General features: G+C 72.4%; 9 protein-coding genes. 3 read left to right on the forward strand and 6 right to left on the reverse strand.

The genetic code is table 11. The features are described from left to right. Positions 1-211: 211 nt before the first annotated feature. Positions 212-901: a TetR/AcrR family transcriptional regulator gene (locus AB0M52_RS24710; protein WP_363958046.1), complete on the forward strand. Its 690-nt coding sequence runs from the start codon at positions 212-214 to the stop codon at positions 899-901. A gap of 38 nt (positions 902-939) precedes the next feature. Here the strand turns inward: AB0M52_RS24710 and AB0M52_RS24715 are convergent, their stop codons facing one another. The 6 genes from AB0M52_RS24715 to AB0M52_RS24740 form a co-directional block, all read right to left on the reverse strand. Continuing rightward, positions 940-1,419 carry a DUF4383 domain-containing protein gene (locus AB0M52_RS24715; RefSeq protein ID WP_363958049.1) on the reverse strand — a complete coding sequence of 160 codons (480 nt, stop codon included), beginning with the start codon at positions 1,417-1,419 and terminating at the stop codon, positions 940-942. 243 nt (positions 1,420-1,662) lie between these two features. Next, on the reverse strand, positions 1,663-2,118 hold the full coding sequence (locus tag AB0M52_RS24720; protein WP_363958052.1) for a DUF4383 domain-containing protein: 456 nt from the start codon (positions 2,116-2,118) through the stop codon (positions 1,663-1,665). A gap of 134 nt (positions 2,119-2,252) precedes the next feature. Next, positions 2,253-4,061, reverse strand: a complete 1,809-nt coding sequence (locus tag AB0M52_RS24725) for an ABC-F family ATP-binding cassette domain-containing protein (RefSeq protein ID WP_363958055.1) — start codon at positions 4,059-4,061, stop codon at positions 2,253-2,255. Positions 4,062-4,173: 112 nt separating this feature from the next. After that, the gene (locus AB0M52_RS24730) at positions 4,174-5,124 is read right to left on the reverse strand and encodes a 4-(cytidine 5'-diphospho)-2-C-methyl-D-erythritol kinase (protein WP_363958058.1); all 951 of its coding nucleotides are present in this window, start codon (positions 5,122-5,124) and stop codon (positions 4,174-4,176) included. Positions 5,125-5,220: 96 nt separating this feature from the next. Beyond that, the gene (rsmA, locus tag AB0M52_RS24735) at positions 5,221-6,093 is read right to left on the reverse strand and encodes a 16S rRNA (adenine(1518)-N(6)/adenine(1519)-N(6))-dimethyltransferase RsmA (protein ID WP_363958061.1); all 873 of its coding nucleotides are present in this window, start codon (positions 6,091-6,093) and stop codon (positions 5,221-5,223) included. 86 nt (positions 6,094-6,179) lie between these two features. Continuing rightward, positions 6,180-7,070, reverse strand: a complete 891-nt coding sequence (locus tag AB0M52_RS24740) for a TatD family hydrolase (protein WP_363958064.1) — start codon at positions 7,068-7,070, stop codon at positions 6,180-6,182. 194 nt (positions 7,071-7,264) lie between these two features. Between AB0M52_RS24740 and AB0M52_RS24745 the strand changes: the two genes are divergently transcribed. Both AB0M52_RS24745 and AB0M52_RS24750 read left to right on the forward strand, forming a co-directional pair. Next, the gene (locus AB0M52_RS24745; RefSeq protein ID WP_363958067.1) at positions 7,265-8,512 is read left to right on the forward strand and encodes a hypothetical protein; all 1,248 of its coding nucleotides are present in this window, start codon (positions 7,265-7,267) and stop codon (positions 8,510-8,512) included. Positions 8,513-8,598: 86 nt separating this feature from the next. Next, entirely contained in the window at positions 8,599-9,450 is an 852-nt protein-coding gene (locus AB0M52_RS24750) for an alpha/beta hydrolase (protein WP_363958070.1), read from the forward strand. The last annotated feature ends 75 nt before the right edge of the window (positions 9,451-9,525 follow it).

Consider the following 9,525-nt stretch of genomic DNA (forward strand, 5'->3'; position numbering starts at 1 on the left):
CTGTTCGAGAAGGTGGGCGCGGCGTGGGACGTCCGCTGGCCGAAGCCGGAGCGGATCGCGGCGAAGCTGGTGAAGCCGGCGGACCAGGCGGCGGCGTAGCGGTAACCGGGCGGCCGACGGGCAAGTTACCTGACAGTATGTTCGGGTGACCGGGCAGAACGCAGGCAGCATCCCACGACAGGGCGTCTCCGAGCGCCAGCGAGGTGCCGAGATGGCCGAGGTTCCCAGCGAGGAGGGCGGCAAGCGCCGGCGACGGACGGTTGCCGCCGGGTCGGCCAAGCCGACCTCGCGGGTACGCATGTCGGCGGCCCAGCGTCGCGAGCAGCTGATCTCGATCGGTCGGCAGATCTTCGCGGAACGCGGTTTCGACGCCACCTCCATCGAGGAGGTGGCGGCCCGCGCCAAGGTCTCCAAGCCGGTGGTCTACGAGCACTTCGGCGGCAAGGAGGGCCTCTACGCGGTGGTGGTGGACCGGGAGGTCCGGTCCCTGCTGGACCGGATCACCACGGCGCTGACCGCCGGCCATCCGCGGGAGTTGCTGGAGCAGGCGGCGCTGGCCCTGCTCGGGTACATCGAGGAGGAGACGAGCGGGTTCCGGGTGCTGGTGCGGGAGTCGCCGGCGCTCTCCGCGACCGGCAACTTCAGCAGCGTGATGAACGACGTCGCGCATCAGGTGGAGCACATCCTGGGCGCGGAGTTCTCCAGCCGGGGGTACGACCCGAAGCTGGCCGAGCTTTACGCGCAGGCGCTGGTGGGCATGGTCGCGTTGACCGGCCGCTGGTGGTTGGAGGTGCGCAAGCCGCGCAAGGAGACGGTGGCCGCGCACCTGGTGAACCTGTCCTGGAACGGGCTGTCGCACCTGGAGGCGAAGCCGGGGCTGATCACCGTTCGCGGTCGCTGACCGGCTCCGTCGGTGGCGCGGGCCGCCCGCTGAGCCGGTCAGCGGCGGCGGTGGATCTCGGCGACCGGGTGGTAGCGACGGTTGCGTTCGGCCTCGGCATGCTCGGGCGGGCCGACCTTGTCGTACAGGCCGGTGCCGAGCAGGACCAGGCCGAAGAGCATCGAGACGACCACGGTCGACATGGAGAAGTTCAGGAAGTTGGCGGGGGTCTGCAGCACCGACATCATCAGGATGCTGGTGACCAGGAAGACGCCGCCGGCGGTCAGGTTCATGTAGTGGCCGAGGTTGCCGCGTCGGGAGGCGCCGACGATGAGCACGATCCCGAAGACGATGGAGACCAGCGAGAAGGCCAGGTTGGTGCGGAGCCCGAGAGCCCAGTCGCTGCCCCGGCCGAACAGGGGTTTCCCCACGGTCAGTGCGGTGCCCCAGACGCCGAAGACCAGGATGTACAGCCCGATCAGGCCGGACAGCACCCGGTAGATCGGCCGTGCGGGGTGGTTCACCGGGAAGTGCGGCATGACTCCTCCACGCCAACAGGAACAATCGGAACAATTGTCCCCCCGGCAGGAACCTGGCGTCCCGCAAAACGCCATGCCGAGCCGCGCCACAAAAAAGATCCCGCCCCGCCGGCCGCAGGGCTCGGACGAAGCAGGACCACGACAGGTTTTCGCCGGAGCCCGACCCACGCAGGGATCAGGCCTGACCGCCCGGAGCAGCGGGTCGGGCTCCGGCGAAAACCTCAAGCGGAACCAGCAGGAAGCTCAGAGCACGAGGCGGGCCTTCTGCCACGCCTCGTTCTCCTCGTCGGTGCCGACCTTGCCGTACATGCCGGTCATCAGCAGCACCATGCTGATGACCATCAGCACGATGACCGTGGCGACGCTCAGGTTGAAGATGTTGGCCTCGGTCCGGACGAAGGCGAGCCCGGCCAGGCTGACCACCATGATCAGGTACGCCATCCACTGGTTGACCAGCACGTCGAGGTTGCGACCGATCGCGGTGCCGGCCAGCACGAGGGCGCCGACCACGATGCTGAACAGCGAGAAGCCGAGGTTCGTGCCCTGCCCCAGGGCCTGGGTGTCGCCCTGGCCGAAGAAGGGCTCCCCGGTGCTGGCGAAGAAGCCGATCACACCGAAGACCACCAGGTACAGACCGGTCAGCCCGCCGATCGCCCGGTAGATCGGCCGCGCGGGGTGGTTGACGGGGGTGTGGGCCATGTCTGTGTCTCCAACGCCGTTGGGTGAGGGGTCGTCGGCGATTCTCCCGCACCCCGCGGTGTGACGCCGCACACGGGGTCCCCGCGGGGCGCCGGTAGCCGCAGGTCGGGTCGCTGCCGCTGGTGGCCGCAGGGTCAGCCGGCGGGGATCTCGTCGGCCAGGGCGAGCCACGCCTCCTCGACCTGTTCCCGCTCGGTCCGTACCTGGGTGAGTTGGGCGTCCAGCTCGGCGACCTTGCCGTAGTCGGTGGCGTTCGCGGCGAGCTGGTCGAGCAGCGCCGCCTCCTTCTGCTCCAGCTTGCCGACCTGCCGTTCCAGTCGGGCCAGCTCCTTGCGGGCCTGCCGGGCCTCGGCGGCGCTCATCCCGGTGCCGTCGGCCGGGGCGGTGGTCACGGCAGCGGCGGGTGCGGCGTTCCGGCCGGGTGCGGGGCGGTCGGTGGTCCGGGCGAGGTACTCGTCGACGCCGCCGGGCAGGTGTACCAGCCGGCCGTCGCCGAACAGCCCGTACGCCAAGTCGGCCACCCGCTCAATGAGGTAGCGGTCGTGGCTGGCCACCACGATGGTGCCGGGCCAGGAGTCGAGCAGGTCCTCCAGCGCGGCGAGGGTGTCGGTGTCGAGGTCGTTGGTGGGCTCGTCGAGCAGCAGCACGTTCGGCTCGCCGGCGAGCAGGCGCAGCATCTGTAGCCGGCGGCGCTCGCCGCCGGAGAGGTCGCCGACCGGGGTCCAGAGCCGCCGGTCGTCGAAGCCGAACACCTCGGCGAGCTGGGCGGCGGAGATCTCCCGGTCGCCGAGGCGCACCCGCCGGGCGACCTCTTCGACGGCTTCGAGGACGCGCAGCTCGCTGGGGAGTTCGGCGAGTTCCTGGGAGAGGAACGCGGCTCGGACGGTGCTGCCGGTGATCAGCCGGCCGCCGTCGGGGCGGGTGACGCCGGCGAGCATCCGCAGCAGGGTGGTCTTGCCGGCACCGTTGGCACCGAGGATGGCCACCCGGTCGCCGGGGCCGACCTGCCAGGTGACGTGGTCGAGGATGGTCTTGGGGCCGGCGTGCAGGCGGACCTGCTCCAGGTCGTACACCTGCTTGCCGAGCCGGGCGGTGGCCAGTCGTTGCAGCGACATGGTGTCGCGCGGCGGCGGTACGTCGGCGATGAGCGCGTTGGCGGCGTCGATGCGGAACTTCGGCTTCGAGGTGCGGGCCGGTGGGCCGCGACGCAGCCAGGCGATCTCCTTGCGGAGCAGGTTCTGCCGGCGGGCCTCGGTGGCGGCGGCGACCCGCTCGCGTTCGGCGCGGGCCAGGATCCAGGCGGCGTAGCCGCCCTCGTAGGCCCGGACGGTCTGGTCGGCCACCTCCCAGGTGGTGGTGCAGACCGCGTCGAGGAACCAGCGGTCGTGGGTGACCACGACCAGGGCGCCCTTGCGGCCGAGCAGGTGCCGGGCCAGCCAGTCGACGCCGCCGACGTCCAGGTGGTTGGTGGGCTCGTCGAGGATGAGCAGGTCGGCGTCGCGGACCAGCAGGGCGGCCAGGGCGACCCGGCGGCGCTCGCCGCCCGACATCGGCCCGACCGGCGCGTCGAGGCCGAGGTGGGGCATGCCGAGGCCGTCGAGGATGGCGCGTACGCCGGCGTCGCCGGCCCATTCGTGTTCGGCGCCCATGCTCTCGGCGAGCCATTCGGTGCCGAGGACGACGTCGCGGACGGTGGCGTCGGGCTTGAGGGTGAGGTTCTGCGGCAGCCAGGCGACCCGCAGGTCGCGGCGGTGGGTGACCCGGCCGTCGTCGGGGTCCTCGGTGCGGGTGAGCAGCCGCAGCAGGGTGGACTTGCCGGAGCCGTTGAGCCCGACCACACCGATCCGGTCGGCGTCCTCCAAGCCGAGCGAGACATCGGTGAGCAGCGGCCCGGCCGCGCCGTAGCCCTTGGACACCCGGTCCAGGTTGACGATGTTGGCCACTCCCCCACCTTCCATGATCAAGGCGTCCCGGTGCCGGCGGGCACCTGGGGACGCCTGGCCTTCCAGGGTACGCGGACGCCCCGCCCGGGTCGGGCGGGGCGGGGTTGGCGCGTCAGGTGATCCGGGCGCCAGGGACCGGGCCGTGTGCGGTGCGGGCCTGCCGGCACACGCCGGCGCCTTCCAACTCGGCGGCGACGCGTTCGGCGTCGGCGGCGTCGGCGGTGAGGAAGACGCAGGTGGGCCCGGAGCCGGAGACGATGCCGGCGAGTGCTCCGGCCGCCTCGCCGGCCTTCAGGGTGGCCGCCAGCGAGGGGCGCATGGCCAGGGCGGCGTCCTGGAGGTCGTTGCCGAGGGTGGGGGCGAGCATCCGGGGGTCGCGCTGCCGGAGCGCGCCGAGCAGCGCGTCGGTGCTGCCGAGCGGCGGGCCGGCGGCGCCGGTGTCGCGGAGCCGGTCGAGTTCGCGGTACGCCTGCGGGGTGGAGAGTCCGCCGTCGGCGATGGCGACCACCCAGTGCCAGGAGGTGGGGCGGGCCAGGACGGGGCTGACCGCTTCGCCCCGGCCGGTGCCCAGCGCGGTGCCGCCGTGGATCAGGAACGGCACGTCCGAGCCGAGGTCAGCGGCGATGCCGGCCAGTTCGTCGCGGGACAGGCCGGTGCCCCACAGCGCGTCGCAGGCGACCAGCGCGGCGGCGGCGTCGGCGCTGCCGCCGGCGAGCCCACCGGCGAGCGGGATCTGCTTGCGCAGGTGCAGGCGGGCGTGCGGCATCACGCCGGCGTATCCGGCGAGGGCGTGGGCCGCCCGGATGACCAGGTTGGAGTCGTCGAGGGCCAGTTCGCCGGTGCCTTCGCCCTCCATGGTGAGGGTGAGCGTGTCACCTCGTCGCGCGGTCAGCTCGTCGTAGATCGAGATCGCGTGGTAGACGGTGTTCAGTTCGTGGTAGCCGTCCCGGCGCAGCGGGCCGACCCCCAGGTGCAGGTTGACCTTGGCGGGCACCCGTACGCGGACCGGTCCGCTGGCTCCGCGTCGCTCCTCGTCGTCCTCCGGACGCCAGGCCTCGGTCACGGGGTGATGTCCCGGACCCGCGACCGGATGTCGAACGACTTGTCCACGATCAGCTCCTCGGCGGTGTCGGCGGCCGGTTCCGGCGTCCGCGTCAGCCTACTGCGCGGCTGGCGTACGGCTCGGGGCCGACGCGGCGACGGCGGCGAACTGCTCGACGGTGAGCGACTCGCCGCGGGCACCGGGGTCCACCCCGGCGGCGGTGAGCGCCGCGGCGGCCCGGTCGGCACCGCCGGCCCAGCCGGCCAGGGCCGCGCGCAGGGTCTTGCGCCGCTGCGCGAAGGCGGCGTCCACCACGGCGAAGACCTGGGCCCGGGCCACGTCCGTCCGGGGCGGCTCGCGGCGGGTGAACGCCACCAGGCCGGAGTCGACGTTGGGCACCGGCCAGAACACGTTCGGTGGCACCTTCCCGGCGGCCCGGGCGCGGGCGTACCAGGCGAGCTTGACCGACGGGATGCCGTACACCTTCGACCCGGGGCCGGCGACGAGCCGGTCGGCGACCTCCTTCTGCACCATCACCAGCCCGTGCCGGAGGCTGGACAGCTCGGCGAGCAGGTGCAGCACCACCGGCACGGCGACGTTGTAGGGCAGGTTCGCCACCAGCGCGGTCGGCGCCGGGTCGGTCAGGTCTGCGGCGGTGATCCGCAGTGCGTCGGCGTGGTGCACGGTGAGCCGGGCGGCGTCCGGGCCGGCGTGCCGGGCGGCGGTGTCGGGCAGGGCGCCGGCCAGCGTCGGGTCGATCTCGACGGCGTGCACGTGGGCGGCGGCGGGCAGCAGGGCGAGGGTGAGCGAGCCGAGCCCCGGGCCGACCTCCAGCGCCACGTCGTCGGGGGTGAGCCCGGCGGTGGTGACGATCCGGCGGACGGTGTTCGGGTCGTGCACGAAGTTCTGGCCGAGCTTCTTGGTGGGTGCGACGCCGAGCCGGGCGGCGAGGTCCCGGATCTCCGCCGGTCCGAGCAGGTCTGCGGCCATAACCTGACAGCCTACGGGCCAAGGAAGGGCCCCCTATTAACGCCTCCGGTAGAGGAGGGGCCCCCTATTAACAGTTCACCCCCCGGTCAGTGCCAGGGGCCGAAGGCGCGTTCGCCGGTGGCGGAGATGGCGGCGCACAGCTCGTCGAGGTCGGTGCCGGTGGTGGCGGAAAGGGCCCGCACGGTCAGCGGGATGAGGTACGACGCGTTCGGCCGTCCCCGGTGCGGCACGGGGGTGAGGTACGGCGCGTCGGTCTCCACCAGGATCTGGTCGAGCGGGGTCAACGCGGCGGCCTCGCGCAGTGCCCCGGCGCTGGCGAAGGTCACGGTGCCGGCGAAGCTGAGCAGGTACCCCCGGCGGACGCACTCGGCTGCGAACTCGGCGTCACCGGAGAAGCAGTGCAGCACCACCGTGTCCGGCGCGCCCTCGTCGTCCAGGATGCGCAGCACGTCGGCGTGCGCGTCCCGGTCGTGGATGACCAGGGTCTTGCCGTACCGCTTGGCGATGGCGATGTGCGCGCGGAAGCTCTCCTCCTGCGCGGCGCGGCCCTCGTCGCCGGTGCGGTAGCTGTCCATCCCGGTCTCGCCGACGCCGCGCACCCGGTCCCGGGCGGCCAGTGCCTCGATCTCGCGCAACGCGGCGTCGAGGTCGGCCAGCCGGGGCGCCTCGTTGGGATGCAGCGCCACCGTGGCCAGTACCGCCGGATACTTCTCGGCCACCTCGGCACCCCAGCGGGAGGAGTCGACGTCCACACCGACCTGCACCAGCCGGTCGACGCCCACGGCGGCGGCGACCTCGATCGCTGCGGCGACCGGTTCGGCGGCGGCGCTGCCACCCGGTACGCCGACCTCGCTGACGGTGATGTCCAGGTGGGTGTGGCTGTCCAGCACCGGCTGGGGCAGCGGCTCGGGTGCGGGCGGGAACTCGCCGGCCCGGCGAGATGCGCGCTGGCTGCGGGTTTCGGTCGATTCGCTCATCAGTCGACAGCATCACACACTGGCCGAGTCCACCCGACCGCCACCCGCAGTTCACCTCGACTACGCCGGACGCCCCTACCGTCGCCGGATGAATGCGTGAAGTGAGGTGACGACGTGAGCGGGCTTTGCGAGCGTGTTATCCAGCACGGCGGCTCGGTGCCCCGTGTCGTCGGTGGGCGAAGCGAGCCGACGACGTGAGCATCACTTCCCGGACCGACGGTACGGCGCCGGAGCGGACGGGCCTGCGCGTGGCGTTCGGCGGCGCGGTCTACCCGGCGGAGGAGATCGCCCGGGGCGCCGCGTACGAGTTGTTCAGCGCGGACGAGGTGGCCGGCTTCGAGTGGGCCCCCCGGCAGAACTCGGCGCTGCCGTGGCGACGGTTCGTGCACGTCACCGAGGTCACCGCCGTGCACGGGGCGGCCGAGCCGACCGAGGAACCGGAGGCGCCGCTGCTGGTGCCGCTGCACCGTGAGCGGGGCTGGACGGAGGTGCACCGGCTCGGCCAGCAGCCCGGTGCTTCGGACGACCCGCTGGTCACGGCGGTGCGAGCCTCGGCCACGGTACGGCGTGGCACGCGCATGATGAAGATCCTCTCCGCCCGGCAGCTCGCCGGGTACGTGCGGGGCTTGCTGCCGCACGGCTTCTGCTACCGCGAACACGACGTGGCGCACCTGCGCACCCCGGCGGCCACCACCGTGCTACGCACCGACGGCGGGGGCGACCGGGACGGGGTGGAGGTGACGTACGCGTTGCGTTGGCGCGCTGCCGACCCCGGCGACTACGACGTGCCGTCCGGTGCGTCGTACCGGGGCCTGACCGCGCTGGGCGCCCGTGACCGGCTGGGGCCGGCGGTGCTGGGCACCGGGTTCACGCCGAGCAGCCACCATCTGATCCCCGAGTTCGTCACCCGCGACTTCGCCGACCTGCCGATGCCGGCGAACGCCACCCTGCTGGCCTACCCGGCGGAGGGGCTGGAGGTGGTGCTCTACGCCTACCAGGCCGAGCAGCGCGGCTGGCTGCGGATGGTCGGCCCACAGTGGCGGCACCTGCTCGCCGCGGTGCCGGGTCTGTCACCGGACCAGGAGTACGTGCCGACCGGCGACGCGCCCCGCTCCACCCGGCTGGTCGGCACGTACGCGGGCGGCGAGTACGAGGCGGTGGCCGACCTGCCCGGCGGGTTCCGGGTGCTGGCGCTGACCCGGGCCGCCCGGTACCCGGTCGACGGGGCGTCCCGCCGGCTGCGCCTGGCCGCCTGGCGCGGGGTGCCGTGTCTGGTGCTCCGGGAGGAGTCGGGCTGGCTGCGACTGCGGCTGCGTCATCCGAATCCGGACGCGGTGGCCGCGGTCGGGGCACAGTGCCACGAACGGGGTGTCTACGAGGTGTGGGCCCCGGGCAACGAGGTCACCGACGACCAGGTGGTGGACCACCCGTACGTCCTCTGACGCACCCCGCCGGGGACGGGGGCGGCGAGGAATAACGTGCCTGTGCCGGGGAAGGCTCGATCTCCCACCCTGGACAGGAGGACGCAATGCCCTTCATCACCGTCGGCACGGAGAACTCCGCGCCCATCGACCTGTACTACGAGGACCACGGCTCCGGTCAGCCGATCGTGCTGATCCACGGGTTCCCGTTCAACGGGGCGACCTGGGAGAAGATCTCCGGCCCGTTGCTCAATGCCGGGTACCGGGTGATCACGTACGACCGGCGTGGTTTCGGCAATTCGGCGCAGCCGACGTTCGGGTACGACTACGACACCTTCGCCGCCGACCTCGACGTGCTGATGACCGAGCTGGATCTGCGTAACGCGATCCTGGTCGGCCACTCGATGGGCACCGGCGAGGTGACCCGCTACCTGGGCGCGTACGGCTCGGACCGGGTGGACCGGGCCGTCCTGCTGGCACCACTCGCGCCGTATCTGAAGCAGGCGTCGGACAACCCGGAGGGTGTCGAGGCGAGCCTCTTCGAAGGGTTCAAACAGGCCATCGTGAAGGACCGGTTCGCCTATCTCACCCAGTTCTGCAACAACTTCTTCAACTACGACGAGAACCGGGGCAAACTGGTCAGTGAAGAGGCGTACCGGGCGCACTGGGAGATCGGCGCGCGGGCCTCGGCGAAGGGCACGCACGACAGCGTGGACGCCTGGGGCACCGACTTCCGGGCCGACGTGTCGCGGATCGACGTACCGGTGCTGATCGTCCAGGGCGACAAGGACATGGTGCTGCCGTACCCGAAGACCGGCCAGCGGCTCCAGCCGATGCTCTCCGACAGCCGGCTGGTCACGCTCAAGGGCGCGCCGCACGGCACCCCGTGGACCAACGCCGACCAGGTCAACGAGGCGATCATGGAGTTCATCGGGGCGCCGGCGATGGCGCGGGCCTGACCCAGGATTCGCGCCGGCCCGGTCGTGGCCATGCCCGACCAGGTGGCGATGTATGACGCACCGGTCTACGCCGAG

The sequence above is a fragment of the Micromonospora sp. NPDC051296 genome (genome assembly GCF_040682255.1).
Classification (GTDB): Bacteria; Actinomycetota; Actinomycetes; order Mycobacteriales; family Micromonosporaceae; genus Micromonospora; species Micromonospora craterilacus.